Annotated in this window: 26 protein-coding genes and 1 pseudogene; 19 read left to right on the forward strand and 8 right to left on the reverse strand. The window is 70.4% G+C overall.

The window, feature by feature from the left end; genetic code table 11:
* Positions 1-80 precede the first annotated feature (80 nt).
* The 3 genes and pseudogenes from LPU61_RS27455 to LPU61_RS27465 all read left to right on the forward strand — a co-directional run.
* Positions 81-347, forward strand: coding sequence for a ferredoxin (locus LPU61_RS27455; RefSeq protein WP_082106173.1), 267 nt, complete (start codon positions 81-83; stop codon positions 345-347).
* Positions 344-1582, forward strand: a complete 1239-nt coding sequence (locus tag LPU61_RS27460) for a cytochrome P450 (protein ID WP_043961685.1) — start codon at positions 344-346, stop codon at positions 1580-1582. Before LPU61_RS27455 ends, LPU61_RS27460 begins: the two co-directional genes overlap by 4 nt.
* A 596-nt stretch (positions 1583-2178) precedes the next feature.
* Positions 2179-2657: pseudogene (locus tag LPU61_RS27465) on the forward strand (IS5 family transposase); the annotation flags it as partial.
* A 307-nt stretch (positions 2658-2964) separates the two neighbouring features.
* Here the strand turns inward: LPU61_RS27465 and LPU61_RS27470 are convergent.
* The 3 genes from LPU61_RS27470 to LPU61_RS27480 form a co-directional block, all read right to left on the reverse strand.
* Complete coding sequence (locus LPU61_RS27470) at positions 2965-3468, reverse strand: hypothetical protein (protein ID WP_229406636.1); 504 nt, start codon at positions 3466-3468, stop codon at positions 2965-2967.
* Between the two features lie 618 nt (positions 3469-4086).
* Positions 4087-4266, reverse strand: a complete 180-nt coding sequence (locus tag LPU61_RS27475) for a hypothetical protein (protein WP_229406593.1) — start codon at positions 4264-4266, stop codon at positions 4087-4089.
* Positions 4267-4811: 545 nt separating this feature from the next.
* Positions 4812-5168, reverse strand: coding sequence for a hypothetical protein (locus tag LPU61_RS27480; RefSeq protein ID WP_229406594.1), 357 nt, complete (start codon positions 5166-5168; stop codon positions 4812-4814).
* A gap of 784 nt (positions 5169-5952) precedes the next feature.
* Between LPU61_RS27480 and LPU61_RS27485 the strand changes: the two genes are divergently transcribed.
* From LPU61_RS27485 to LPU61_RS27495, 3 genes are all read left to right on the forward strand, one after another.
* Positions 5953-6525, forward strand: coding sequence for a hypothetical protein (locus tag LPU61_RS27485; protein ID WP_229406595.1), 573 nt, complete (start codon positions 5953-5955; stop codon positions 6523-6525).
* Positions 6526-6599: 74 nt separating this feature from the next.
* The gene (locus LPU61_RS27490) at positions 6600-6986 is read left to right on the forward strand and encodes a cyclic-phosphate processing receiver domain-containing protein (protein WP_229406596.1); all 387 of its coding nucleotides are present in this window, start codon (positions 6600-6602) and stop codon (positions 6984-6986) included.
* A gap of 95 nt (positions 6987-7081) precedes the next feature.
* Positions 7082-7363 carry a hypothetical protein gene (locus LPU61_RS27495; RefSeq protein WP_229406597.1) on the forward strand — a complete coding sequence of 94 codons (282 nt, stop codon included), beginning with the start codon at positions 7082-7084 and terminating at the stop codon, positions 7361-7363.
* A gap of 58 nt (positions 7364-7421) precedes the next feature.
* Here the strand turns inward: LPU61_RS27495 and LPU61_RS27500 are convergent, their stop codons facing one another.
* Positions 7422-7931: an O-acetyl-ADP-ribose deacetylase gene (locus LPU61_RS27500; RefSeq protein WP_229406598.1), complete on the reverse strand. Its 510-nt coding sequence runs from the start codon at positions 7929-7931 to the stop codon at positions 7422-7424.
* 240 nt (positions 7932-8171) lie between these two features.
* Between LPU61_RS27500 and LPU61_RS27505 the strand changes: the two genes are divergently transcribed.
* Positions 8172-8711, forward strand: a complete 540-nt coding sequence (locus LPU61_RS27505; RefSeq protein WP_229406599.1) for a hypothetical protein — start codon at positions 8172-8174, stop codon at positions 8709-8711.
* Positions 8712-8845: 134 nt separating this feature from the next.
* Here the strand turns inward: LPU61_RS27505 and LPU61_RS27510 are convergent, their stop codons facing one another.
* Positions 8846-9640, reverse strand: a complete 795-nt coding sequence (locus LPU61_RS27510; protein ID WP_229406600.1) for a dienelactone hydrolase family protein — start codon at positions 9638-9640, stop codon at positions 8846-8848.
* Positions 9641-9751: 111 nt separating this feature from the next.
* Here LPU61_RS27510 and LPU61_RS27515 point away from each other — a divergent pair, with 111 nt between their 5' ends.
* The gene (locus LPU61_RS27515; protein ID WP_229406601.1) at positions 9752-9895 is read left to right on the forward strand and encodes a hypothetical protein; all 144 of its coding nucleotides are present in this window, start codon (positions 9752-9754) and stop codon (positions 9893-9895) included.
* A 371-nt stretch (positions 9896-10266) separates the two neighbouring features.
* Here the strand turns inward: LPU61_RS27515 and LPU61_RS27520 are convergent, their stop codons facing one another.
* Positions 10267-10803 (reverse strand): plasmid pRiA4b ORF-3 family protein, encoded by a 537-nt coding sequence (locus LPU61_RS27520; protein ID WP_229406602.1) that lies wholly within the window; start codon positions 10801-10803, stop codon positions 10267-10269.
* Positions 10804-10954: 151 nt separating this feature from the next.
* Between LPU61_RS27520 and LPU61_RS27525 the strand changes: the two genes are divergently transcribed.
* The gene (locus LPU61_RS27525) at positions 10955-11278 is read left to right on the forward strand and encodes a helix-turn-helix domain-containing protein (RefSeq protein WP_229406603.1); all 324 of its coding nucleotides are present in this window, start codon (positions 10955-10957) and stop codon (positions 11276-11278) included.
* A gap of 189 nt (positions 11279-11467) precedes the next feature.
* Positions 11468-12928, forward strand: a complete 1461-nt coding sequence (locus LPU61_RS27530) for a site-specific integrase (RefSeq protein ID WP_229406604.1) — start codon at positions 11468-11470, stop codon at positions 12926-12928.
* Positions 12929-13474: 546 nt separating this feature from the next.
* Here LPU61_RS27530 and LPU61_RS27535 read toward each other — a convergent pair.
* Positions 13475-14584, reverse strand: coding sequence for a pyridoxal-phosphate dependent enzyme (locus LPU61_RS27535; RefSeq protein ID WP_229406605.1), 1110 nt, complete (start codon positions 14582-14584; stop codon positions 13475-13477).
* 298 nt (positions 14585-14882) lie between these two features.
* On the opposite strand from LPU61_RS27535, the gene LPU61_RS27540 reads away from it, so the two are divergent.
* The 5 genes from LPU61_RS27540 to LPU61_RS27560 are packed head-to-tail and all read left to right on the forward strand — an operon-like array spanning position 14883 to position 21223.
* Positions 14883-16397, forward strand: coding sequence for an ABC transporter substrate-binding protein (locus tag LPU61_RS27540; protein ID WP_043961692.1), 1515 nt, complete (start codon positions 14883-14885; stop codon positions 16395-16397).
* On the forward strand, positions 16394-17359 hold the full coding sequence (locus LPU61_RS27545) for an ABC transporter permease (protein ID WP_052503623.1): 966 nt from the start codon (positions 16394-16396) through the stop codon (positions 17357-17359). The genes LPU61_RS27540 and LPU61_RS27545 overlap by 4 nt, the downstream gene beginning before the upstream one ends.
* Positions 17356-19212 carry a dipeptide/oligopeptide/nickel ABC transporter permease/ATP-binding protein gene (locus LPU61_RS27550; RefSeq protein WP_052503624.1) on the forward strand — a complete coding sequence of 619 codons (1857 nt, stop codon included), beginning with the start codon at positions 17356-17358 and terminating at the stop codon, positions 19210-19212. Before LPU61_RS27545 ends, LPU61_RS27550 begins: the two co-directional genes overlap by 4 nt.
* Positions 19206-20003, forward strand: a complete 798-nt coding sequence (locus LPU61_RS27555; protein WP_229406606.1) for an ABC transporter ATP-binding protein — start codon at positions 19206-19208, stop codon at positions 20001-20003. The genes LPU61_RS27550 and LPU61_RS27555 overlap by 7 nt, the downstream gene beginning before the upstream one ends.
* The gene (locus LPU61_RS27560) at positions 20000-21223 is read left to right on the forward strand and encodes an ATP-grasp domain-containing protein (RefSeq protein WP_229406607.1); all 1224 of its coding nucleotides are present in this window, start codon (positions 20000-20002) and stop codon (positions 21221-21223) included. Before LPU61_RS27555 ends, LPU61_RS27560 begins: the two co-directional genes overlap by 4 nt.
* On the opposite strand, the gene LPU61_RS27565 is transcribed toward LPU61_RS27560, so the two are convergent.
* The gene (locus LPU61_RS27565; RefSeq protein ID WP_043963881.1) at positions 21220-21957 is read right to left on the reverse strand and encodes a class I SAM-dependent methyltransferase; all 738 of its coding nucleotides are present in this window, start codon (positions 21955-21957) and stop codon (positions 21220-21222) included. The two genes, LPU61_RS27560 and LPU61_RS27565, sit on opposite strands and share 4 nt — an antisense overlap.
* A 98-nt stretch (positions 21958-22055) precedes the next feature.
* Here LPU61_RS27565 and LPU61_RS27570 point away from each other — a divergent pair, with 98 nt between their 5' ends.
* The 4 genes from LPU61_RS27570 to LPU61_RS27585 all read left to right on the forward strand — a co-directional run bounded on the left by LPU61_RS27570 (position 22056) and on the right by LPU61_RS27585 (position 26203).
* Positions 22056-23066, forward strand: coding sequence for an enolase C-terminal domain-like protein (locus LPU61_RS27570; RefSeq protein ID WP_052503625.1), 1011 nt, complete (start codon positions 22056-22058; stop codon positions 23064-23066).
* Positions 23067-23133: 67 nt separating this feature from the next.
* Complete coding sequence (locus LPU61_RS27575; RefSeq protein ID WP_043961694.1) at positions 23134-23871, forward strand: class I SAM-dependent methyltransferase; 738 nt, start codon at positions 23134-23136, stop codon at positions 23869-23871.
* Positions 23868-25049: an MFS transporter gene (locus LPU61_RS27580; protein ID WP_229406608.1), complete on the forward strand. Its 1182-nt coding sequence runs from the start codon at positions 23868-23870 to the stop codon at positions 25047-25049. Before LPU61_RS27575 ends, LPU61_RS27580 begins: the two co-directional genes overlap by 4 nt.
* Complete coding sequence (locus LPU61_RS27585) at positions 25046-26203, forward strand: acyl-CoA dehydrogenase family protein (RefSeq protein WP_229406609.1); 1158 nt, start codon at positions 25046-25048, stop codon at positions 26201-26203. Before LPU61_RS27580 ends, LPU61_RS27585 begins: the two co-directional genes overlap by 4 nt.
* The last annotated feature ends 106 nt before the right edge of the window (positions 26204-26309 follow it).

Consider the following 26309-nt stretch of genomic DNA (forward strand, 5'->3'; position numbering starts at 1 on the left):
GCTCTTGGCTGTCGAGGCACGTGTGCATAGACTCGCGTCGAGGTACCGTAGCGTCGTTTGACACGGGGGCGTGAGCAGCGATGAGCGACCGGAGTGATCCGCATCCTTTCGGGGGCGATGGCCAGGCGCCGGCACGACTGTCGGTGGATGCGCAGATCTGCATCGGCAGCGGCGAATGCGTATTGGCGGAACCCGACGTCTTCGCCTTCGAAGCGGACCAGACGGCACGTGTCCTTCCCGGCCCAGCCCTGCACCGGATGCCCGCAGCGCGGGCAAGGGAGTTGGCGATGAACTGTCCTAGTTCCGCCATCTCCGTCGGCCGTGCGCCGGATGGAGAAGTCGAGTGAACGCCGCGCAGCCGAGCCTGGTGCTGAGCACCTACCGCGACGTCCAGGAAGCGTTGTCTAACGGCGCGCTGACCCGCAGCATCGACGCCGAACGGTTCGAACGCGGCAACATCCTCGAAGGCGTCGTCATGATGCTGAACGGCTCCCAGCACCGCGACCGGCGTCGAATCGAGAACACCCTCTTCCGCCGCGAGGTGCTGACCGAATACGAACAGAAACTGTTTCCCGTGGTCATCGAAGAAACACTCGCCCCGATCGTCCGGCAGGGCAAGGCGGACCTCGTCGAAACGGGCGCGCTGCTCGCTGTCGTGTTGTCGGCGCGGATGGTCGGCATCGACTTCGACGTCGACTCGCTGGACCAGCGCCGCCGGCTCATCCGGTACGCCGCGGCATTCACCCGGGCGGTCGCGATCGACGTGGCCGTCGTGCCAGAAGCCGAATTGCGCAGCGCCTCCGACGCCGCGCTCGCCGGGTTCACCAGCACCTTCCTGCGCCCCTCCTGGGATCGGCGGGCGGCGCTGATCGCCGCCGTCAAGGCCGGCGAGAGGGTGGAGAGCTACCTTCCGCGCGATCTCCTCACCACGCTGCTGCGGCACCGCGAGGCACATGGGCTCGACGACGGCCAGGTGATCCGGGAAACGGCGTTCTATCTGGAGGCGAGCGCCGACACCAGCGCCCAGGCGCTCACCAACTCCATTGACCTCGTCTTCGACCACGCCCGACGCGACCCGTCCGCGCTGTCCCGGCTAACGCAGGACACGTTCCTGGTACAGCGCTTCGTGCACGAGGCGGTACGGCTGCGCCCCACGGTTCCCCGGATCCGCCGGCGTACCCTCACCGACACCGTGCTGAACGGCACCGTCGTACCCGCCGACACCCTCGTGGAACTCGACACGACGGCGGCCAACCGCGACGTGGACGTCTTCGGGCCCAGCGCCGACGAGTTCGACCCCTGGCGTGAGGTCCCCGCCACGGTGCCGCGCTACGCGCACGCCTTCGGCGGCGGCGTGCACTCCTGCATCGGCCGCAACCTCGCCGTCGGCCTCTCGCTGCGCGGCGACCAGCCGCCGCCCGACAACCACCTCTTCGGCATCGTGCCCCTCATGGTCCAGGCACTGCTGCGCGCCGGGATGCGACCGGATCCCACGGCCGAAGCGGTGCCCGACACCTTCTCGACCCGGTGGACCCGCTGGGCGGACTATCCGGTGGTGTTCGAGGCGGCAGTCACCGCCTGACCGGGGGCGCCGTCGGGACCGGCGGTCGGGGTCGGCCCGCCGTGGCGCCGCTGCCCTTCGCCGTGGAGATCAGCAGGTCGGGCAGGTCACCGAGGGCCCGGACGGCGGTGACGGCGTCGGCAAGAGCTACCGCATCGTCGTCATCAACAACGTCGCCGTGCTGCCGGTGGAGTACGCGAAGGACCTCGCGACCGCCTACGACAGCCCTCGCGCTCTGAAGAAGATCAACAAGACGACCCTGGAGCTGGCGCGGCACGTCGGCTGTCGTGCGACAGCCGCCGGCAACCCCCCTCATGACAGCAGCGCTCGACCCTTCCCACTACGACGACAACCAGGAGACCGAGGCCGAAGGCGATCAGCTCGCCGAGCACCGGACTCAGCGCCCCACCGCGGCCGGGAGCGACACCAACCGTCGACCGATAGGCGCGACGGGGGCGCCGAGGTGACAGCGCTACGGAGATCTAGGCCCTGTGTCGAAGTCGGTCCCAGGGCTTGAGCTGCCGGCTTGAGGGTCTTGGCGTGTTGGTGTTCGAGATGTAGCGAGGTCTCCGGTATCTGGTTCAGCGACCAAGCAAAACCCGAACACCGGAGACCTCGTGGACACCCTAGCGGTGACGAGGCGGCATGACCTGACCGACGCACAGTGGGCGGCGCTGGAGCCGTTGCTGCCCGTGGGGCGTAGGCCGGGTCGGCCGTCGAGATGGACGAAACGGCAGCTCATTGACGGGATTCGGTGGCGGATGCGGGTCGGTGCCCCGTGGCGGGACGTCGCGGAGTGCTACGGGTCCTGGGCTGCGGCGTACGCGCTGTTTCGGCGGTGGCAGCGTGACGGGACCTGGGCGAGGATCCTGACCGCTTTGCAGGCTCTCGCGGACGCGTCCGGGTGTATCACGTGGGACGTGTCGGTGGACTCGACGGTCGCTCGGGCGCATCAGCACGCCGCTGGGGCGCGTAAAAGGGGGATCTGCAGGTCGAACCTCCGGGCGGGGTCACGGTCGAACCGGACGATCACGCGCTCGGTCGGTCGCGGGGCGGCCTGACCACGAAGGTGCACCTGGCATGTGAGCAGGGGCAGATAGCCGCGGACGGTGTCGAAATGGGCTCGGTTGTATGCGAGCACGTCCTGCTTGGCGACGGCCCGGCCCGCGCGCCCCGGCGGCAGCACGAGCGGCGCGTAAGCGGTGCGGTAGTAGTCACCGTAGTTGAGCCACGGCAGCCGGCGCAGCAGGTTCAGCGGCGCGAGCAGGACGGGCGAGGCGTCGGATGGGTTGTACGGAAGGTACGCGTCGAACGGCCGCCAGTCGAGCGCAGCCGGGTCCCAGCCGATCAGCCGGCGGCGTGTCGTCGGGATGCCCCATTGCTGGCAGTGACGCTGGGTGAACTCAGCCAACCACCGTTTGATGACCGAGGCGGTCAGGTCGCTGATCCGATCCTCGGCGATGCCTGGCACGAGCCAACGCGAGGATTTCCAAGTGGTCCAAGCCCGCGGTCTGCAACTGGGGTACCTGCTGAAACGTGCGGATGATGCCGTCGATGGTGCCTGGGCCCAGGGCCGATCCCCGTTTGGTCCCGGTGGCGTAGCCCAAGCCGAGCTCGACCGGCTCGCTGACCTCCGCCAGGAGCACAGCCGCCCGGTTGGCCTGCCCGCCGACGGCCTGCCGGCGGACCTCCTCGACGAAGCCGAGCAAGTCGGCGTGAAGCTGCTGGTACTGCGGGTCCTCAGACTTCCAGAGCAGAAAGGGGTCGAGGTAGAGCGGAAGGTCCTCACGTAGGTGAGGGACTACGAAGTCCACCTCGTCTTGCCGGATGACCAGGCCGAAGACGTCACTCAACCGTGGGTTAACGATGCCCGCGGCAGATTCAACCTCGTCGTCATCCGCTACCACGCTGTCCCGCCCTTCGTCGCTTCTCCGAGCTGCCACGCTAATGGAGGGTTCCGACACTCGGCACCCCCACCCACGCGGACGCATCCAGCCCGCCGGCTTGACTCACGCCAGGATCTCCGGTGTGGAGGTGGGCCGGTTCAGTGTCGCCTCCGGCTCGGCCTTCATCCGGACCCTCCCCGCCCGGTACGGGGACACCGTCTGCCTCACCGTCGTCAACCAGGGAGCCGGGGTCGGCGAGACCGCCTGTCGGGCGCTCGCCGTCCGGTTCGACCCGTTCGGCTCGTTCGACGAACTCTCCCCCGGACCGTCCGGCCTGCGGGTACGCGGCTGGGTCATCGACCCGGACACCGCCTCGCCGCTGACCGTGTCGGTCCGGGTGAACGGCCGGCTGCACACCGCGTTGGTCGCCTCGACGACCCGTACCGACGTGGCCGCCAGCTACCCCGCCTACGGCGGCGACCACGGCTTCGACCTGCTGGTGCCGGCGGCCCGGGGCGACCACACGGTCTGCGTCACCGCGCTCAACGTCGGCGTGGGGGTGGACACCGCGCTGCCCTGCCGGACGGTCACCCAGGGCGGCGCACCGGTGATCGACCACTTCCTGGTCCGGGCCCCCGACTACCCGACCCCCCGGATGGAGGTCGACGTACGGGTGGGCACCCGGGACGCCACCCAGGTCAGCGTGTGGCGCGGCCCCACACCGAACGGGCCGTGGACCGACTGGCCCACCCCGCACAGCACCTGGAGCAACCCGGCCGGGTACTGGGAGATGGACCTGACCGTGGACTGGGGGCGCACCTACTGCTACCTCGCCACCGCGTACAACGCGTACGGCTCGCACACCCCGCCGGCGGTCTGCGCGACCACCTGGGCCGGGGCCTACCCCCAGCCGGCCCGGGTGGGGGTGACCGGAGTCTCGGACAACTCGATGCGGTCCTCGCCCGGACGCGGTGGCCGGGCGCAGCCCGGTAGGAGCGCGGACGGGTCGGCATGCCAACAGTCTCACCGGCCGTGCCGGCCGGTTTTCCTCCAGGCTAGCGGCCAACGTTGTCGAGCCCGCTCACCACCGGCACGCCGTGGCGCTGCTCGTAGTAGCGCCTCTATAGATCGCGAACGTGTGCGTCCAAATGGAGGCAACCCTGCGGTACTCGGATGGGACGCTGTACGGCAGGGCGTTCGAGCCGGCTTGCTGACTTGCGGCGTTGGTGTGGCCGGCTGTAGCGGACGACGAAGCCGCCCCATCACCTCGGGGGCGGCTTCGTCACGCCATGGGCGCTGGCAGCGTAGGCGGCTACACAGAGAAGCCCGCCACCACCACGGCGACGGGCTTCCCCACCAGCGACTCAGCCGTCCGTGTCGGGCACGAACCTTCCGAGACGCATCCAGCCCAGCCGGTGCGGCGTGCCGTCCCGGAACACGATGGCCACCGCGTCACCGTCCCGCCTGTGTAGGCGCTGCACGAGCACGGCTTCCCGGTCGAGCAGCGCCGCTGACCGCAGGTCGTTCACACTTCGATCGGGGATGATGTCGTGCTCTGTGATGTCGGTGAAGCCCCGCTCTCTGAGTAGGCCCACCGCGCGGTTTTCGTCGTCGGCGGCGATGACCCAGTGCCCTTGGGTGTGGTTGTCGTCGAGCCCGAGCACGTCTCGGATGGCCTGGTTGATGTGGTCCTTGCCGGGGGCGAGACTGTAGATGTGCATAGTGTTCCTCCTTTCGTGCTGACCCTGTCAATCAAGATCAACTAGCTCAAGGATAGACGATCTTGAGGATGCCTACCAGGGGGCTTGACAACGCCAAGAGCCGGTCATCCGAGGGCAACCGGCCCCACCAGTCGGCGGTCACACCCGCTGCTGCTTCCCCTTCTCCGTCGCCGGAGAGAACCGCCCCTCCAGGAACGACACGAAGTCGAGAGCGTGATCCCGGCGGGCCTCCTACACCCGGTCGGTATAGCCCCCGGCCAGCAGCTCGGCCTCATAGTCGGCGAGATGACGACGTAATCCTGCGGTCACCTTCGCAGGCACCTTCGGCGTCGACATCAGGCACCCTCACTTTTCATCTTCTTCTGCCGCTTGATCGCATCCTTACGGAACTCGACGAGGGTCGAGGTGACCCCTGGACGCCAAGCCGATGGGAGAACATCAACGACGTCCTCGTCAGCCTCGGAACGCATGCCTACCGCCGGCACGGAGGCGAACTGACGCCGGAAGAACTCCGCCTCATCTCCGACACGCTCCAGCCCTCACCCGCTTGAAGAAGACCGGGGCGGTGATTTGCCGGGCATCGCCCGCGACGCGTATCGGAGCCGCTCATGACGCGCCGAGTGTGGATGCCTCGGGGCCAGACGACCGTGCCCGGCACCATCCGGAAGTCCCTCGCCACGCCACGCGGACTACGGCGACAATGCCCGCACAGACAGGCGGACCGACGGCAGGTCGAGAGGACTCGGCTGGAGTGACGCAACGGTTGGGCGGGCGCAGGTGGCCGGTGACGATCAGCACGGTGCAGCTCGGACACCACCAGTACCGGGTCCTGCAACCGGCGAGGCCACCCAGGTTCGCCGGTCTCTACGAGGGCCGTCTCGGCGCACAGTTCTGCCTCGACAAGGAAACCACGGTGATGTTCGCCCAGGCGTGGGGCCTGGCCGCCCGGTCGCCACGAACAATCATCTACCTCCCCCTGCGACGCGCCGAACTGCCGACCGACCACGCCTGGGGCCGCCCGCTCGACCTGGTGCTGCTGCACCACCGCCTCGCGTTCCCGCCGTCACGCTGGAAACAGGTCCGCTCCCGGCTCGGCACCGGCAGACCGCACACCGTCGTACTACCCAGCCGAGCATGGCCGGCACGGCCTGCCGCCGACACGCTGGTGCTCACCGGCAGCCGCGAGGCGTTCGAGCTGCAAGCCGACCAGGTCCGCGCCCTGGCCGAGGAGTGCCCAGCACACCGCGCCCACAACCCCACGACGCACTGCTGCGCCGAGATCAGCATGGGCAGAATCCGACGCCACCCCGACCACCGCCGCCCCTACGCCGAACTACACGCCGAGTACACACGGTAGGACCACGGCGACGTCGACGGTCCGCAGCAGATCCGGGTGCCGGAGCAGGACGGCTTCAGGCATTCATCCCGGAGGTGGATGCCAGCGAGGTCAGGGTCAACCTGGTCGATGATCTCCGGTCCTTCGTGGACGGCTGCAAGGCGGAAGTGGCCCGCACCAGCGTGGCCGGGGTCCAACTCCTCGACCAGTACCGGGGCCGACGGCTGGACGAGCTATGGCTGGACCACGACCTCGGCGGGGACAACACGATCTGGCCGGTCGTGGAACTGCTGGAACGCGCAGCGTTCGAAGGACACCCACTCGACATCGGCGTCGTCCACGTCCACTCCGCCAACCCGGTCGGCGCCACAAAGATCGTCCAGGTGCTGAGGCACTGGGGCTACCACATCCAGGCCACGCCCGGCTCGACGAGTGTCGGCTATGTCGACCAGCCCGCGAACGCACGGCGAGAGCGGTGGTAGTCGGTGCGGGATCGTCACGGCGGGCCGCCGATCCGCACGATTCACGGCATGAGCGCGCTTCCCGTCCAGATGCACGCCTCTACTACCGTGATGACATGCAGTGGCACCTCTTGCTCGCTTGCATGGTGCTTGCGACGGGCATCGCGGTCCTGATCTTCAAGCGCAGACGTCGTCGGCCACAGAGCGCAGCGGAGAAAGCGGCGGCCGCGCGGGCCGCCATGCGGTCGATACGCCGCGACTCGCCGCGCCCTGATCGCGACGTCTTCCAGCGGGGCCGTGGCGTCCCCGACCGTCACTCCGCTGCCATCGCGGAGAACACCGCGTATGGCGATGCGGCGACCTTCGACACCGGCGGAGGCGGAGGGGGAACCGACTGAACCCCACCCGCGCCTGCCCAGCCTGCTTGCGGAACTGCGCAACGCACCCGTCTCAAGGTCAGCCGGTGGCTGCCAGCGCGGCCTGTAGCTGATCCCGGGTGCCTTCGTCGAATGCGACGAGTCGTACCCGTTGAACGTTCGTCGACACGGACCTGATCGTTGCTATGGCGATCCGCGCCGCCCGCTCGGCAGGAAAGCCGTACACGCCGGTCGCGATCGCGGGGAACGCCACGGTCCGGGCGTCGAGCTCATCGGCGACCTGCAGGCTCCTGCGGTAGCAGGAGGCCAGAACATCGTCCTCACCGTGGCCGCCGCCCTCCCAGACCGGCCCGACCGTGTGGATGATGTGCCGCACCGGTGGGTCGAGGTCGAACGCCGGGGTCGGCATCGCCTCGCCCGGCTCGCACGGGCCGATCGCACCACCCGCCCGGGCCAGGCGAGGCCCGGCAGCGCGGTGGATCGCCCCGTCGACACCACCGCCACCCAGAAGCGACTCGTTCGCGGCCGTGACAATGGCGTCCACGTTCTCCCGCGTGATGTCACCCAGGACGACCTCGATCGCTACCACAGCAGAATCCTGGCACACCAGACGACGTCACGACCGCTCCTGTTGCGTCAACTCCCGCACTTGGCGCAGCAGCGCGGCACGTCGGCGGTGCGCCCGCACAGCCTCCTCCGGCGCCACCACGACGAACAGGCCCCCGATCACCAGCACAGCGTCCAGACCGGATGCTTGAATACCGGCCTGTTCGAGGGCTGGCGTTGGATGGGCTTGCGAACTGCGTCGACACTTGGTGATGTGTCGGGAATGGAGCCGCAGGATGTCAGACGGCTGGGCCGAATCTTCCTGCTGTCACTCCCCCTGCTCGTGTTCGCCGTCGACTTCCTCCTTGCCCTCCTCTCTCATCTACTGATGTCTATTGGCGTGCCAGAGTCGCTGGGCGAGGTGGCCACGGGTCCTGCGGGGCTCGCTGCCTCGATCGCGCTGGTGAAGCTACCGATATCCGTCGCCTACATGCTGGCCGTTTCGAGGCCGGGCTGGGCCGCCTTGGTGACCAGGGGTGAACTCCCACCTCCGCCGGTACGCAAGGGAAGGCGACTCTTCGTGGCCCGGATGCGCGACCACGGGATGGAGGCAGTGGCGTGGCTCACCGCCACGCTGATTGTCCTCCACCACGTCGTTGACCCCGGCGAAGCACAGGTCTGGCGACTCGCTCTCATCGCGGCTGTCGTGCCGTCCCTACTGTGGTTCTCTACGGCAGGGCTTGTCTGGCTGACCCGCCGCTGGTGGAGACACAGACCCAGCTACCGGCCACGGCACACGGCTGCATCGTCGACCTTCGACTAACCAGCGCGATCCCACACGGCTATGTCATCGGGACCACCAGCGGCTGGTGCTGAGTGGCCAGCGGTGACGCTACGCAGCGCTCCACCTGCGGCAGATCCGGATACCCGATCTTGCACCCGGGCTTGCTCGACGGCTCAACTGACGAGCGCCAGATGACGTGAGATGAAGTCACGCCAGAGAGCGATGGCTCCGGGATCGGTCTCCGCGTGCGTGCCGACGTAGCTCACGAGCTGTTTACCCGTTGACCCCAGCAGGTCGAACAGCGCCAACTGACCATGCCTGGGGAAGAGCTCGTCGTGCCACTGGACGTGGAAGAGCACCGGAGCGGTGATTCTCCGGGCATCGCTCGCGACGCGTTCCGGAGCGGCCATTCCTTCGTTCATGGCCGACCCCTGCTGAAGGCCGAACTTGCCGAAGACCAAGCACCGGAACCGGTCGCCCATCGCGGCCGCGACGGACAGACCGAACCGCGCTCCCATGGACATGCCGACATACGCGAGCCGGTCCGGGTCGGCCAGGCCCATCGCCGCGATGGCATCCACCGTCGCCCGCCAGTCCTCCGCCATCCTGTCGAGGACAACCTCGATCCCCGTCTCGGCGATCCGGGCCTGGTATTGCGCCGCCGACAGCGGGGATGACACGCGGTCGCCGTGGTAGGGGCCGTCGATCGCGACCGCGGCAAGGCCGGCATACGTCGCGAACCATCGGGCGAGTTCCACGATCCGGCCGCTTCGCTTGTGCCCGCTACCACCGTGGCCCAGAAGGACCAACGGCCGCGGTGTGGAGCAGCAAGACGGCAGCCAGAGCACGCCTGGAACGTCGCCGCTCGTCCGCACGACATGGAACGACCGCTCGGCGACGCCGTCGATCACCCGGTGATCGAACCACTCGACAGCCGCGGGCATGAGGTCATCCAACCAGTCGATCATCGGCGGTACGCGACTGAGGTTCCCCCGATAACACGAGTTCGTTTTCGCCTGATACTTCGAGCGGATAGGTGCTTCGGTGTGCTCATGATTCGCACAAGGTTGCTCCGATGGGTGACCCCTGCCAGGACGGAGTGGGTTCTGCTCCTGATCGCCGCGATCGTTGGCGGACTGGCGTGGAAGGCGGGTGCGCCCAAACCCAGCGGCCAGGATGAGCACGACGATGGCGATCTCGAAGGGCCGGACGCACTCTACTGAATGCGGCATCTCCTATCGAACTCGTCCGACCGCTACCCCGTACGTTCTGCGCTGTCAGTGATGGCCTTGTCAGTCTTTGTGAGAGGGCTGTGAGGCTGGGAAGTGTTCGCCGGAGCTGACAGAGCCCGGTTTGGGGGTGTGAGCGCATCGCGGCCGGCGAGCTGGCCGGCAGTCGGCGGGCCGATGTGGATCACCTCAGCTCGCCTGGTCAGTTGCCACAGCGAGTGTCCTCGCCCCCGCGCCGGGGTCTCGTGGCTCTGCGGTCGCGGGCGGAAAGTGTCCGGCCCGGTCGTCGTGTTCGTCGGCATCGCCTGGGGCGCGTGGCGCCGCGCGGATGAGTGGTGTTCGGTCATGACGGTTGTCGGCTGTGGCTACGGCTGTCGGGGTCCCCACCAGGGGAGGATGGGTGGCAGGTCGGCCAGGGGGTTGCTGGGTGGTCTTGGCGCGGGGGATCCGTTGTCGCCGTCCCAGCGGCGGCCGTATTGATCCGGTAGGTCGCCCCAGCCCTGGTACGGGGTGGGCTGGGCGGCCACGAGGCCGAGTTGGTCGAGTGGGTCGATGCGGTGGTCGGCGACGGTGCACAGGTGGGTCCAGTCGTCGCCCATGTCGAACACGTAGGCGAACTGGTCGCCCGGGGTGAGTCGGCTCAGTGTGGTCCTGTCGCTGTCCACCGCGCCGTCCGGCATGTCTTCCCAGGTGCGGAAGGAGCAGACGGGGGTCTGGTCGGCGAGGGTGAACAGCCGTAGGTGCGCGAGGTCCCAGCGGGCGAAGGCCAGGTCGATGGCGGCACCCAGTTGCTCGAACGTGTGCGACCTGGCGGCGGCGAGGACCCGGCCCGGTCGGGGCCAGTAGTCCTCGCCCCGCCCGGAGACGAGTTCGACCCGGATCGACAACCACGTCCTGGCCACCGTTGACCTCCCGTTGCCGCTGGCCGACCACGCTACCGCCGCGCCACGGCCCGTACGCCAGGACACGCCTCGCACCGCTCGAACCCGGCGTGCCGCGCCGCCGGGTGCTGTCACCACGTCACCGCGAGTTTCTTCATCAGGGAGACCGATCATGCGATCGCCACGACGAACCCGAACCGCTACGCCCGCCACCGGTCAGGCGTCCCACCGTGAGAAGCAGCAGGCGTGGACCGTCGAGCGGATCCGCGCGCTGGGTCCGAGCACCGACCTCGCGACGGCCGCCGCCATCCTGGGCATGTCCCGGTCGGCCGCCTACAAGCTGGCGCGCCGCGACGCGTTCCCCACGCCGCTGTACCGGGTCGGTGCCCACTACCGGGTACCGACCGCACCGATCCTGGCCATGCTGCACCTACCGCATCCGACCGACACCGGGCCCGACGAACGGGCCGCTGACGACCGCGGTGACCCGCCCTGATCCTCACCGTGTCAGCCACGTCCCGTGATGCCCTCCGGTCTCGCCGGGACCGGAGGGCGGCCCCGCCGGCCGCAACGTCGACCCTGCCGGCGGCCGGTCCGTCGATGACTTGATCGTCGCGCCGTGTCACGCGTGGATGTCGATCGACAAACCGATGCCGCACCCCCAACCCGAGGAGCACCACACGCTATGCCAGACGGGAGCATCTTCAAGCGCTGCGGCTGCCGCCATCCCGATACCGGCAGGCCATGGGGCAACGACTGCCCGAAGCTGCGTCGTCCGAACAAGGCCTGGAGCTTCGAGCACGGCCACTGGGCCTACCAGCTGGAACTGCCGGCCACCAGTGACGGCCGGCGTCGGCAGTTGCGCCGGTCCGGGCTGTCGACCCGCCGCGGCGCCGCCGCCGAGCTGGACCACGCGCGGGCCCTGCTCGCCCTCGCCGTCGGGGACCGGCGCCGCCGCACCGAGATCGCCGACCTGCTGCAGACCTGCGTGCGCGCGGGCCGGCCGCTGCCCGAGGTGGACCGGATCCGGCAACGGCTGCGCGGTGACGGTCCGCTGGCCGACATGGTCACCGTCGGCGAGTACCTCACCGAGTGGCTCACCCACCTCACCGTCGATGACAACACCGCGGTCGGCTACGAGTCGCTCACCCGCGTGCACCTGATCCCGCACCTCGGAGAGATCCCGCTGGACCGGCTACGCACCGGCCACATCAAGACCATGTTCGCCGCGATCGAACGCCGCAACCAGGACATCCTTGCGGCGAAGGCCAGCGCGGACCCGGACGTGCGCGCCTCGGTCGCCGGTGTGCGGCCCACCGGCGCGTCGACCCGGCAGCGCATCCGCGCCTGCCTGCGCAAGGCCATCAACGACGCCCTCGCCGAGGAGGTGATCGTCGGATCCAACCCCGCCGCGCTGGTCAAGGTCCCCGCCGACCGGCCGGTGCCGATCGTGTGGGAGGCCGAACGCGTACAACGGTGGAAGGACACCGGGAAGGTCCCCGGACCGGTCATGGTCTGGACCGACGAACAGATCGTCGTGTTCCTCGACCACGCCCGCGAACACACGCCCGACCTGTACCCGATGTGGCACCTCATGGCCTACCGGGGCCCCCGCCGCGGGGAGGCGTGTGGACTGCTCGACGCCGAGGTCCGCCTCGACAAACGCGAGATGACGATCAACCACCAGATCGCCACCCACGGCTACACCGCCGTGCGCAAGAAGCCCAAGAGCAGGGCGGGCAACCGTGACCTCGCCCTCGACGCCGAGACGGTCAGGGTCCTCGCCGCCTACCGGGCCCGCCGCGCCCAGTGGCGCCTCGCCGCCGGCGAGGCGTGGCCCGACACCGGCCTGTTCTTCGTCCGCCCCGACGGCCGGCCGTGGCATCCCAGCGGGGTCACCCAACGCTTCCGCAGGCTCGTACGCCAGGCCGGGTTCCCGCCGATCCGCCTGCACGACCTGCGGCACAGCGCGGCCACCATCGCCCTCGACGCCGGAGTGGACATCAAGGTCGTCTCCGAACAACTCGGCCACTCCACCACCACCCTCACCCGCGACACCTACCAGAGCGTCACCAGGAAGATGCGCCACGACGCCGCCGACGCCGTCGCCGAGAAGATCCAACAGAACCGGCCCAGAACCGCGTAGCCGTCCGTTATCGGAGCCGACAAACTGCCGGCGTCGCCGGACTGGCCGTGGGGATCTGACCCTCGGCGGCGAGGCGACCTTCGAGCGACTGCGTCTGGGCGACAGTTCTTTCCGTGCCCTAGGACTGCGTAGTTCTCCGTGTTGGCCTGGGTGTGGTCCGTTGGACAGGGCGTTGATCCTGTGGTCCATCATCCTCGCCGTGGAGGGGCTGGTGGTGCGCCTGCTCGGCTGATCGTTGCCAACGGCCCTCTCGCCTGGATCGAGGTGCTGTTGGTGATCCTCATCGTCGCCGCGAGCTGTCTATGGCAAGAGATGGCCCGGTGAGAGCACCGCTCCTACCGCTGCAGACCCGCCCGGACGGCGTCGGCAGGAAGTCCTTGCGGCGGGTCGCGTCGACGGGCCGGCACCGCCGACGGCAAGCTGCTGCAGCGTCCTCCCATCACCGCTCTCACCTTCCAGGCCACGGGTTCCAGGGATCCGTCAGATCTCCACTGTCGAGGTCCTGCACGACGGCGACCTGTCCGTGCCAACCGGGCTGATGACTCCTCAGCATCCCTGTTCATGATCGGGTGCTCGGTACATCTCCGGGTAGGGACGTGAAACGGTGCGGGTGGGTAGTGCATGGTCCGGGTGGGCGCGCCGGTCCCAGTCCATGGTTGACCATGGGAATGCCAGGTCTGTGAGGGCGTCGATCTCGGTGGGTTTGAGCGGGGCCGGGTCTAGGGCCTCCTCGTGCCGGGCGAATACCCGGTCCACGTATCGGTGCCCGGTGTCGGCGCCGATGACGAGGTGCTCGCGTTCGGGGTGACGCTGTGCCTCCCACGCTGCTGCCAGGAAGGCCGCTCCGGTGGACAGGCCAGCGAAGACGGCGTGTGTCCGCATCAGGTCGACCGTGCCGGCCATGGCGTAGTGGAACGTCAGCCAGTGCAACCGGTCGTAGAGGTCGGGGCGGACGTTGTCGAAGGGGATGGCGCTGCCGATGCCGGCGATGATGGCCTCGGGGTCCTGGAAGCGCTCGCTGCCGAAGCTGACGCTGCCGAACGGCTGGACTCCGACGAGTTTGGTCGACGGGTCGTGCTGGCGTAGCGGCTGGATCAGGCCGGCGCTCGACGCGCCGGTGCCGACGCTGGCCACTACCGTCAGGGGCCTTCCGGCAAGCGCGATGCGTACGAGGCCGGCCAGTTCTGCGTATCCCAGGTAGTGGTTGGGGTCGTGGTACTGGCGCATCCAGTGCATCTCGGGGTGGTCGTGCAGCAGTTGGCGTACCCGCGCGACCCTGCGGTCCTGATCGAGGCGCAGATCGGATTCGGCTGGCATCTGGTCCACTGTCGCGCCGAGGATTTCCAACTGCGACCGGATCGTCGGTGTCACGGTGGTCGAGGCGACGATGTGGCAGCGGAGGTCGTAGCGGTGGCAGACCATCGCCAGGGCCAGGGCGTAGATGCCGCTCGAACTGTCGACGACGGTGTCTCCCGGCCGCACGGTGCCGTCGGCGAGCAGGGCCCGGACGGCGCCGAGGGCGGCGTAGATCTTCAGCGTCTCGAACCGGACGAGCATGGTGTTGTCCGACAGGCGGATGAGGCGTGGCGTCCTGAGGGCGTCGGTGACATGGCTGTGGACGGTCGTGACGGCTTCGGGCGGGACCGTGAATGGCATGGGTGGTCGTCCCTCGTGTTGTGCCGCTGGTGGGGGCGGCGGAGCGCGGGCATCCAAGGCCAGTCATCTAGGTCGATGTCTAGCGCTTCGTTCAGGTCGCGTCCACGGCCGTGCCGGTTCCGGTGCACAGGGAATCTTCGCGAATGACGAATTGACCGATCTCGGGGGAACCAGGGGCATTGTGCCGCCGACTACTTCAGCGGTGGCCGACGAATCGCCGCCGAGCCGTCTGGTCAGCGTCCGCCCAGGAGAGCCCGTGTCACGACTACGCCTGCTCGCCCCCCTCGTAGCGTCGATCATGTTGGTCAGTGCGTGCACCGTCGACGCCGGTGCCGACGACGCCAGCTCCACGGTGCTGCGCATCGGCCTGAGCGGGGAGTCCGGCGCGCTGGATCCGCACGCGTTTACCGGCAACTTCCTGCTGCTCGACGCGATCTACGAGCCGCTGGTCACCTACGCGGAGGGCGGCAAGCTGGAGCCGGGGCTCGCGCAGTCGTGGACCGTCGCCGAGGGCGGCAAGCAGGTCACGTTCGACCTGCGCGACGGGGTCGCCTTCAGCGACGGGACGCCACTGGACTCCGCCGCCGTGAAGTGGAACTTCGACCGGTGGATCGGCAACAAGAAGTTCACGTTCTTCCGCGCCTCGCAGATCATCTCGGCCGTGGACACCCCGGACGCGGACACCGTGCGGCTGACGCTGTCCGAGCCGTACGAGCCGCTGCTGCAGGAGATGTCGATCGTGCGGCCGGTGCGGCTGCTCAGCCCGAAGTCCGCGACCGCGAGCGGCGAGTTCCACAACCCGGTCGGCACCGGGCCCTGGAAGGTGGAATCTCAGTCAGCCACCGGTGTCACACTGGCCCGCAACGACGCCTACTGGGGGGCGAAGCCGAAGCTGGAGAAGCTCGAGTTCAAGGTCATCCCCGACTCGCAGGCCCGCATCGACGCGCTCGGCAACGGCGAGCTCGATCTCATCGGCGGCTCGTACCTGGCCCCGATCACGCCGGTGGAGGCCCGGTCGCTGGCCGACCGCGCCGACGTCGCACTGCTCACCGGCGCGCCGGACGTCTCGATCATCCTCGGGTTCAACGCGAAGGGCCCGGCCGGTGACCGTGCCGTCCGCGAGGCGGTCCGGCAGGCGGTCGACACCGCCGCCCTGGCGAAGGCGCTGCTGCTGGGCTACGGCGAGCCGGCCCGGCGGGTGTTCCCGCCGGGCGTCCCCGACTCCGGCACCGACCTGCCGGTCGTCGTCGACCAGGACGCCGCCCGCCGCACGCTCGACGCGGCCGGCTACACGCCCAGCGGCGACGCCCGCGTCAAGGACGGCAAGAAGCTCTCTCTCAAGATGCTCATCCCCGCCGCCCCGGCCGAGGGGCAGCTCGACCCGCGCGCCATGGCCGCCGCGATCGCCGCGTCCCTCAATGAGGTCGGTATCACGGTCGAGATCGCCCCGGTCGACTCCGCCACCTACTACGACGAGCGGGCCGAGGGCGCGTACGACATCACGTTCTTCGAGGGGCTCGGCGCGCCGTACGACCCGTCCGGGTCGATCGTCTCGCTGTTCACCTCCGGTGCCCGGGCCCCGCTGTGGGCGACCCCGGCCACCGAGGACCTGGTCGACAAGGCGCTCTACGCCACCGCCCCGGCCACCCGCAGCGCGGCATACCAGGCGCTCTACGATGCGGTGGCCGCCGACGCGGGCTTCGTGCCGCTGGTCTACCGGCCGCGCCTGTGGGCCGCCCGGGACGCCGTCAAGGGCTTCGCGGTGCCGCCCACCGACGTCGACCTGGAGCTGACCGGAGTCACCGTCGAGTGAGGGTCCCCGATCGCCTGGTCGCCGCCGGTGGATACGTCACACGCTGGGCCGCCGACACCGTCGGGGTGCTGCTGGCCATGTCGGTCGGCACGTTCGCCCTGGTGCTGCTCGCCCGTGGCGACCCGGCGGCGGTGCTCGCGGCGACCCGGGCCGGACGACCGGCCACGCCCGAGCAGATCGAGGCGGTCCGCGTCGAGCTCGGCCTCGACGATCCCGCCCCGGTGCGGTACCTGAGGTGGCTCGCCCATGCCAGCACCGGCGACTTCGGGCTGTCGCTGAGGACGAACACGCCCGTGGGACCCGAGGTCGCCGACCGGCTGGGGGTCACGTTCGGGCTGGTCGCCGGCTCCGCGACGGTGGCGCTCGTGGTCGGGGTGGCGGTCGGCGTCGCCGGGGCGGTGCTGGGGCGTGGCGCGCTGCGCGGTGGCCTGCGGGTCGGCGCGCTGTTGGTCACGTCGGTGCCGGCGTTCTGGCTGAGCTACCTGTTGGTGTTGTTCCTGGCGCTGCGTCTGCACCTGGTGCCGACGTCGGGGATGGCGGGCCCGCGGACGTGGATCATGCCGATGGCGGTGCTCGGCCTGCCGGCGGCCGGAGTGCTCAGCCGGGTCGTCGCGGTCACGCTGCGCGAGGCGTTGGACCGGCCGTACGTGCGCGCGGCGCAGGCGCGGGGGAGCAGCCCGCTGTCGATCGTGCTCCGGGACGGCCTGCCCAACGCGGCGGGGCCGATCCTGTCGGTGGCGGGGTTCGGCATCGGCAGCCTCCTGGTGGCCACCGTCGTGGTGGAGAAGATCTTCGGCTGGCCCGGCCTCGGGGCCTACTTCGTGCAGGCGGCCGGGGCGCGGGACGTACCGGCGCTGCAGGCCGCCGTGCTCGTCATGGGCGGGGGGTTCATCCTGGCCAACCGGTGCGCCGACGTCCTGCACGGCCTCATCGACCCGCGCGCCCGCCGGAGCTCGTCGTGAACCGCGGCAGGGTGCGGACGACGCTGGTCGCGGTGCCGCTGGTCGTGTTCGCGGTGGCGGGACTGCTGGCGCCGCTGATCGCCCCGGCGGACCCCACCGCCAACGACCTCGCGGCCGGTCTGGCGTCGCCGTCTGCCGAGCACCTTCTCGGCACCGACCAGCTCGGCCGCGACCAGCTCAGCCGGCTGCTCTACGGCGCGCAGATCTCCCTGGCGATCACGGCGGCGGTGCTGGCTATCTCCCTGACCGCCGGTGCGGTCGTCGGCACCGTGGCCGGCTACGCGGGCGGTTGGGTCGACCGCGTGGTCTCCCGGGTGATCGACGTGGTCGTGTCACTGCCGGGGATGCTGGTGGCGCTCGCGGTGATCGGGGTGCGCGGCCCGGGCGTGGACAACCTGATCCTCGCGCTCGCGCTGTGGTCGTGGGCGCCGTACGCCCGGATCGCGCGGGCTCGCGTCGCCGGCATGCGCGGCAGCCCGCACCTGGACGCCCTGCGCCTGCTCGGCGCCGGTCACGGCCGGATCATCGGCCGGCACCTGCTGCCGTTGGCGCTGGGGCCCTGCCTGGTCTACGCCAGTACGGACGTCGGCACCGTCGTGCTCGCCGTCGCCACGCTGAGCTTTCTCGGCCTCGGGGTCGCCCCGCCGTACGCGGAGTGGGGCCAGATGCTCATCGAGGGGCGGCCGTTCCTGGCCTCCGCGTGGTGGCTGGCCTACCCGCCCGGTGTCGCGATCACGGCCGTGGTGTTCGCCAGCAACCTGCTCGGCGAACGGCTCGCGGCCGGTGCGGAACGACCGTCGATCATCCGTCTGGTCCGCCCGGGACGGATCCGCCGCGCCACCCGGTCGGCCGCGTCCCCCGATCCGGGCACCGTGCTGCGGGTGCGGGACCTGTCCGTCACGTACCCCGACGGCAGCGCTTCCCGGCGCATCGTCGCCGGCATGTCCTACGAGGTGCGGCGCGGGCAGGTGCTCGCGTTCGTCGGCGAGACCGGCAGCGGCAAGACCACGGCCGCGCTCGCGCCGTTCGGGCTGCTCGACCCGAGCGCGACGGTGACCGGCTCCGCACTGCTGGGTACCCACGAGCTGATCGGTCTCCCCCCGGGCGAGCGGCGCCGGATCAACGGCCGCAGGGTCGGCGTGGTCTTCCAGGACAGCGGCGCGTTCCTCAACCCGTTGCGGACCATCGGTGCGCACGTCGACGAGGCCGTCCGCAACGCCGGCCGGGGCGGACGGCGGGCCGCGACCCGCCGGGTCAGCGGGGAGCTGCTGCGGCTGGCCGGCCTGCCGGATCCGGTGGCGGTCGCCCGTCAGTTCCCGCACCAGCTGTCCGGCGGCATGCGTCAGCGGGCGCAGATCGCCATCGCGCTCGCCGGTGAGCCGGAGCTGCTGGTCGCCGACGAGCCGACGTCCGCCCTCGACGCGACGGTGCAGGCGCAGCTGCTCGACCTGCTGGCGCGGCTGCGCGACGAGCTGGGCATGGCGATGATCATCGTCAGTCACGACCTGGTGGTGGTGTCGCGGGTCGCCGACACCGTGGCCGTCGTGTACGGCGGCCGGATCGTGGAATCGGGCCCGGCCGCCAACGTGATCGACAAGCCGGACCATCCCTATACGCGCGGGCTGCTGGACGCCGTGCCGCGTCCCAGGACGGCGCCGGGCACCCGGTTCCGCACCATGCCGGGCCTCGCCGGAGGCGGCCCGGACGACCTCGCCGGCTGCGGCTTCGCGCCCCGGTGCTCATCACGCCAGGACAGCTGCGAGCACGAGCCCCCGGCCCTGCAACCGCTGCTTCCGGCGACCGCGCACCGGTCGGCGTGCCTGCACCCGCCGACCAGGGAGGACTCGTGCTAGCAGTCGATCGGGTGACCGCCGGCTACGGTGCCACCCGGACGGTCGTCGAGGACGTCACGTTGCGGGTGGCGGCCGGTGAGATCGTCGGGCTGGTCGGCGAGTCCGGCTGCGGCAAGACGACACTGGCGCGGGTCGTCACCGGCCTGCACCGCCCCCGCACTGGGACGGTGCACCTCGCGGGCGTCGACGTGCACGCGTTGCGGGGCCGGGCGTTGCGGGCACACCGTCGTCAGATCCAGATGGTGTTCCAGGATCCCTTCCTGACGCTCAGCCCGCGGCACACGATCCGGCAGGCGATCGCCGAGCCGCTGCAGATCCACCGGATCGGTGACACCCGGTCCCGGTCCGCGCGGGTTGACGAGCTGCTGGACCTCGTCGGGCTCGACCCCGCGCTGGGCGACCGCCGCCCCGCGCGACTCTCCGGAGGGCAGCAGCAGCGGGTGGCGATCGCCCGCGCGTTGGCGTTGCGACCGCGGCTGCTGATCTGCGACGAGCCGGTCACCGCGCTCGACGTGTCGGTGCAGGCGAAGGTTCTCAACCTGCTCTGCGACCTGCGGGACCAGCTTGAGTTCGGTTGCCTGTTCATCACCCACGACCTCGCGGTCGTCGCGCAGCTCGCCGACCGGATCGCGGTCATGAGGGGCGGTCGGATCGTCGAGCATGGCCCGACCGACCAGGTCACCGACCAGCCCGCCCACCCCTACACGCAGACCCTGCTCGCCCTCGGCATCAACGATGGATGTCGATCAATGGGAACCCTTCGCCCCACCCGCCCGACCTATCCATCGTGACCATCGCGTGCATCGAGATGCTCTCCTTCGGCCTCGCCCACCTCGCCAGGGCCGCCCACTCCTGCGGTGAGCGGCTGGCGCTGCTGACCGGCGTCGAGCCGCTCTACCTCCACGAGCTGGCCACGCTGCCGCCCGGCACCATCGACGTCATCCCGGTCGACACGCACGACCGCCAGGCGGTCGGCAAGGCCCTGCGCGCGATCGGCGACCTGCGGGGGCTGATCAGCTCGACGGACACCTGGGGAGTGACCGGCGCCGAACTCGCCGCCGAGCTCGGCCTGCCCGGCATCGACCCGGCGACGATCCGGCTGGTCCGCGACAAGGCCCGCGTCCGCGACCTGCTGCACCGCAGGAACCTGAGCCGGGTCGTGCCCTTCCCGGTGGACGACGCGGCCACGGTGAGCCTCGACCGGCTCGCGTCGGCGGTCGGGCTGCCCGCCGTGGTCAAGGACACCGCCGGCACCAGCAGCGCGAACGTGTGGCTCGTCCGCGACGCCGACGACCTCGCCCGCCTCCGCCGCGAGGCCACGGACGCGGCGCTGTTCGGGAGCCTGTTCGCCGAGCCGTTCCTACCCGGGCCCGTCTACAGCGCCGAGACCGTGACCTGGGCCGGGCAGACCAGGCTGCTGGGACTGTCGAGCCGGCTCATGTCGGCCCAGCCGTGGTTCCGGGAGGACGTGACGGCGTTCCCCGTGGCGCTGCCACCCGACGAGCTCCGCGAGATCGAGGCGTGGGCCGGCGCGGTGCTGGCGGCCCTCGGCTACACCGACCGGTTCGCGCACATCGAGATCGCCATGACCACCGACGGTCCGCAGCTGATCGAGGTGAACCCCCGCATCGGCGGCGCGCTGGTCGGCGAGGCGATGTGCCGCGCGCTCGGGGTCAACGTCTACGCCGGCCTCGTCGACCTCGCGCTCGGCCGTCGCCCCCGCCTGCTCGACGCGGCCCTGCCCGGCGGTCCGGCGGTGGCGTTCGTCCTGGCCTACCCGCAGCGGGCCGGTGAGCTCGTCGCCGTGCAGGGGATCGATGACCTGCACCGCTATCCGGGTCGGCCGCGCTGGTATCCGACCAAGGCCATCGGCACCCGCATCGCGCACGTCGCCGACGGGCGTGGCTACGCCGGCATCGTGCTCGCCGAAGGACCGACGGCGGAGATCGCCACCCACCGTGCCGTCGCCGCGGCGGGCGCGGTCCACGTCCGCACCCGCCAGTCGTGCTAGCCGCGTCGGCCGCGGACGATCAGCCGCCGGGCGTGGTTGTCGAACGGCTCCCCGTCGAAGCCGCCGAAGCAGTCGACGTCGGTGAAGCCCGCCTCGCGGAGCATCCCCTTGAGCTCGGCGGCGCTGTAGAGCGCGTGCTCGACGACGGCCGTGCGCGCCTGACCGTCCCGGACCAGGAGGAAGTCGTCCCGGAACCGGGTCCAGCCGGCGAGGACCGTGCCGCGCACGACGAGCGTGCCACCATCGACGTCGACGATCTTCGGGGCGAGGCCGTCGCGGGCCGCGATCTCCTTGCCGTACAGGTCGATGAGCGCCCGACCGCCGGGCTTGAGGCTGGCCAGGACGTTGCGCAGCACCCGCATGTTCTGGTCGTGGTCGGCGAACAACCCGAACGACGTGTACATGCTGATCGCGAGGTCGTACCGGTCCGGCTCGACGAACTCACGCATGTCGGCCCGGACGAGCCGGATGCCGACACCCGCGGCGGACGCGGCCGTCACGGCCCGGTCGAGCAGCGCCGCGCTGAGGTCCACGCCGGTGACCGCCGCGCCCCGGCGGGCCAGCGGAATCGTGTACGTCCCCGGCCCGCACCCCAGATCCAGCACGGCGGCCCCGGCCGGCACGCGCAGCAGCGGAGACATCGACACCCGCGCCTCGGCCTCGGCGGCACGCTCGGCGGAGAACATCACCTCCCCGAACCCGGTCCACAACGTCTCGTCCTCGAACCACTCCATCACCACTCCATCCGCCACCGTTGATGTCCGCCGCGTCTGATAGTCGTCGCCGGGCCTGCTCTGGTTCCGGCAAGCCGCACAATCGGGAGGACTCGCCCATGGAACTGTCCGTCCGCCGCGAGACACTGCGGCTCATCGAGGTGGTGCGCAGCTCCCGGGGCGAGATCGACTCCGTCGGGACCTGCATGGTCACCCTGACGCACGACGGGATCACCGCCTTCGGCGAAGGCACACCGGCCGGCTACGACGGCGTCACCGCCGACGACGTCGTAGCGGCCATCGACGCCGACGCGGCGGCGGTGCTCGGACGGGACCTGCGGGACCCGGAGGACGTCCTCGACCGGATCGGTCGGTGGGACGCGCCCGCAGGTGCCCGGATGGCACTCGACGGCGCCGTGCACGACTGGATCGGCAAAGCCGCCGGGCAGCCGACCTGGAAGCTGTCCGGCGCGGCCCGAACGCTCGGACCGACCGTCTACACGATCTCCATGGCGGGACCCGAGGAGGCGGCGAACGCGGTCCGCAACGCTCCGGCGGTGGGCGCCTTCAAGGTGAAGGTCGGCGGCCCCGGCGACATCGCAGCCCTCGAAGCTATCCGGGCGGTCACCCCGCTGCCGGTCCGCATCGACGCCAACGAGGCGTGGGACCTCGACACCGCCCGCGCGCTCACCCCCCACCTGCGGCGGCTCGGCATCCAGTTGATCGAGCAGCCGTTCCCGGTGACCGCGATCGACGACTACCACCGCTACCGGGAGGTGCCCGACCGGCTGCCGGTCTTCCTCGACGAGGGATGCACCGACGAGGCGAGCGTCCATGCCGCCCGGTCGTACGCCGACGGTTTCGTCGTGAAGCTGTGCAAGGCCGGCGGGATCCGCGGCGCCCGGCGGGTGATGCAGGCCGGCCGGCGGGCCGGGCTCGGCACCATGATCAGCTGCATGTGCGAGTCGGAGCTGGCCATCAGCCAGGCCGCGCAGCTCGCACCGCTGGCCGACCACATCGACCTAGACGGCCACCTGTACCTGCGGGAGCCACCCTTCCGGGGCCTCGGTCTGGAGAACGGTCGGATCGTCCTGGGCGACGCACCCGGACTGGGCGTCGTGCCGTCGTGAGGAACTTTCCCGGTCATCGATACGACATGTCGACAGGACGCGGGGCGCCGCGCGATGGGAGGCCACGGTGAGCTGGTACGAGGATCTGTCCCTGTGGTCCGGCTTCTCGGACGTGCTCTTCTCCGCCGAGCGGGCCCGGCACGCCGCCGACCTGGTGACCACCTCGCCGCTGTTGGCGTTCCCGCCGGAAAGCCGCGTGCTCGATCAGGGCTGTGGCGTCGGCTTCTTCGCGGTGCCGCTGGCGCGTCAGGGCCACCGGGTGACCGGCGTGGACCTCCACCGCGAGCTGCTCGACCGGGCCGAAGCCGAGGCGGCCGGGACCGGGCCCGGGGCGTCGTTCGTCCGCGCGGACGTACGCGAGTACGTGTCGCCGGACGCGTTCGACGTCGTGGTGAACATGTACACGTCCTTCGGGTACTTCGACGAGCACGACGACAACCTCCAAGTCCTGCGCAACGCGTACCGCTGCCTGGTGCCCGGGGGAACGCTGATCGTCGACCTGTTGAGCAAGGAGGTCTACGCCTCCTGGGTGGGGCCCCCGAAGATCGTCGACGTGCCCGGCGGCATGGTGGTCATGCGCGACACGATCCTCGACGACTGGACCCGGTACCGCACCGACTGGACGCTGGTCCGCGGCGACCGCGCCGAGCACACCTCGCTCACCTGCTGGGTCTACAGCGCCGCGGAGCTGACGGACATGGTCGCGCAGGCCGGGTTCGAAAAGGTCGAGTGCTTCGGCGACTTCGATGGCGGGCCGTACGACGGCGGGGCCACCCGGCTGATCGTCCGGGGAACCAAGGCGTGACCGGCATCCGCCGGTTCACCCGGGTGCAACTCGCGCTGCTCGGCAGCGGCTTCCTCGTCAACCTGATCAACTTCTCGGTGTACCCGTACCTGGCGGTCCTGCTCCGCGACCGGATGAACCTGGGCATGGACCAGGTGGGTGTCATCCTCGGGCTAGCCACGTTCGTGCAGTTCGCCGGCGGGCTGCCGGGCGCGGCCCTCGCCGAGCGGCTCGGCCTCCAACGGTGCCTGCTCGCCGCGATGGTGCTGCAGACGCTCGGCTCGCTGGGCTTCCTCGCCGGCGGCGCCTGGCCGGCGCTGACGATCGCCGCGCTGTTCCTGCGCTCGGCGGCCTCGGCGGTCTACTCGCCCAGCGTGCGGGGCTACACGGTGCTCGGCGCGACCCCGGACGAGCGGCCACGGCTGGTCTCCGCGAGCTACGCCACGGGCAACGTCGGCATCGCGCTCGGGCCGGTGGCGGGCGCGCTGTTCATCCACGACCCGACCGTGATGTTCGCCGTCGCCACCGTGCTGCACCTGGCGATGACGATCGGGCACGCATTCCTGCCCCGGGAACGACGAGCCGACCACGAGGTGGTCGAGCCGCTGCGCCGCGCCCTGCACGGGATCGCGGTGCTGCCGTTCGCCGTGACCGCCCTGACCCTCTACCTGCACATGCACTTCTACCAGTATCTGTCGTCGTACGCCGAGGGCCGGGTGCCGGCCGTGTTCTACGGGTCGGCCATGATGGCGTACTCGCTGCTCCTGGCCGTGATCCAGCCGCTGATCTCCCAGCGGGTCGAGCGGATGCGGTACCCGCACGCGATGGCCCTCGGCTTCGGCGGCCTGGCCGTCGGCATGCTCGCCTTCACCGGAGGCAACGAGATCGCGGTCGCCGCCGGCGTCCTCGCCATCGGCGCGGGCAACTCCGTGATCTTCCTCAAGAACACCCTCGAAGCGCTCGCCCGCACCGACAGATCCCCCACGGTCGTCTTCGGCCAGCAGCGGCTCGCCGAAGGCGCCGGCGCGTTCCTCAGCGGCGTCGCGGGCGGGGGCCTCTACCAGCTGTTCGAGTCCGCCGGGAACCTCGCCGGCTTCTGGCTGGCCATCGCCGCCCAGTGCCTGCTGCTGCCACCGGTCGTGATCCTCGCGGACCGGATGCTCCGCCGCCCCACACCCGAACCGACAGGGGTGTCATGAACCCGGCAGAAGCGATCACCACCGCCCACACCGTCGCCGAGCGGCTCCGCGCGGACGCCGTCGAGCGGGACCACGCCAACCAACCCCCGCACGCCGAGATCGAACTGCTGCGTGACAGCGGCCTGCTCGCCCTCGACCCCGACGACCACCCCACCACACACGCCGTGACCCGGATCGTGGCGGCCACCGACCCGTCGATCGGTCACCTCCTCGGTTACCACTACCTGCACCTGTGGCGGGCCACGCTCTACGACAACGCCGAGCTGGCGACCTCGCTACGCCAGGAGGCCGCCACCGGCCGGGTGTTCGTAGCCGCGGTCAGCAACCCACGCGACACCATCACGGCCACCACGACCAGCGACGGACTCCGCGTCTCGGGCCGCGGCGCGTTCGCCACCGGCTGCGCCGTCGCCGACCGCCTGCTCGTCAGCGCGATCCGCGACGATCACACGGCACGTCTCGTCGTCGTCATGCACGGCAGCTGCAGTGGAGTCTCGCACCCTCCGGACTGGGACAATCTGGGCCAACGCCTGACGGCGAGTGGAAGCGTCGCCTTCGACGACGTCCGGGTCAGCCAGGGCGACGTGCTGGGCACCTTCCCGGCCGACGAAGACGAGTCCAGCCCCCGCCACCTACGCCTGTCCCTGGTGTCGCTGGCCTTCCAGGCAGTCCTCACGCAGGTCCTCGTCGGCATCACTGCCGGCGCGATCGACGAGGCCGCCAGATACACCCGCGAGCGTTCGCGCCCCTGGCCCGCGAGCGGACTCGGGCAAGCCGTCGATGATCCCCACGTGCTGACGGGCTACGGAGAGTTCACCGCAGTCCTGGCCGCAGCGCGTCTCCTGGCCGACCACGCGACCCGCGCCCTCACCGAGGCCGACGCCCGCGGCCCCGCCCTGACCCCGGCCGAACGCGGCCGGACGGCACTGACCGTCTCCGCCGCGAAGGTCGTGTCCAGCCGGCTGGCCACGGAGGCGACGAGCAGGATCTTCGAGTTCACCGGCGCGCGCGCGACGGCCCGCGCCACCGGCCTCGACCGGTTCTGGCGTGACGCCCGCACGCTCACCCTGCACGACCCCGTCGCATATAAGGCCCGGGAACTCGGCGACCACCTTCTCACCGGGCGGTATCCACGCATGACGGCACACAGCTGACCGACCCCCGGCATCCGGCGGTGGTCCGACAGAGAAGACCGCGGTGAGGAGCCTGTCGACGCGGGTCGTTCAGATCCGGTCACCGGTGTGGTCCGCGTGGGCACTC

Origin of the sequence: Micromonospora sp. NBRC 110038 (assembly GCF_020884815.1) — a bacterium.
Lineage (GTDB): Bacteria > Actinomycetota > Actinomycetes > Mycobacteriales > Micromonosporaceae > Micromonospora > Micromonospora haikouensis.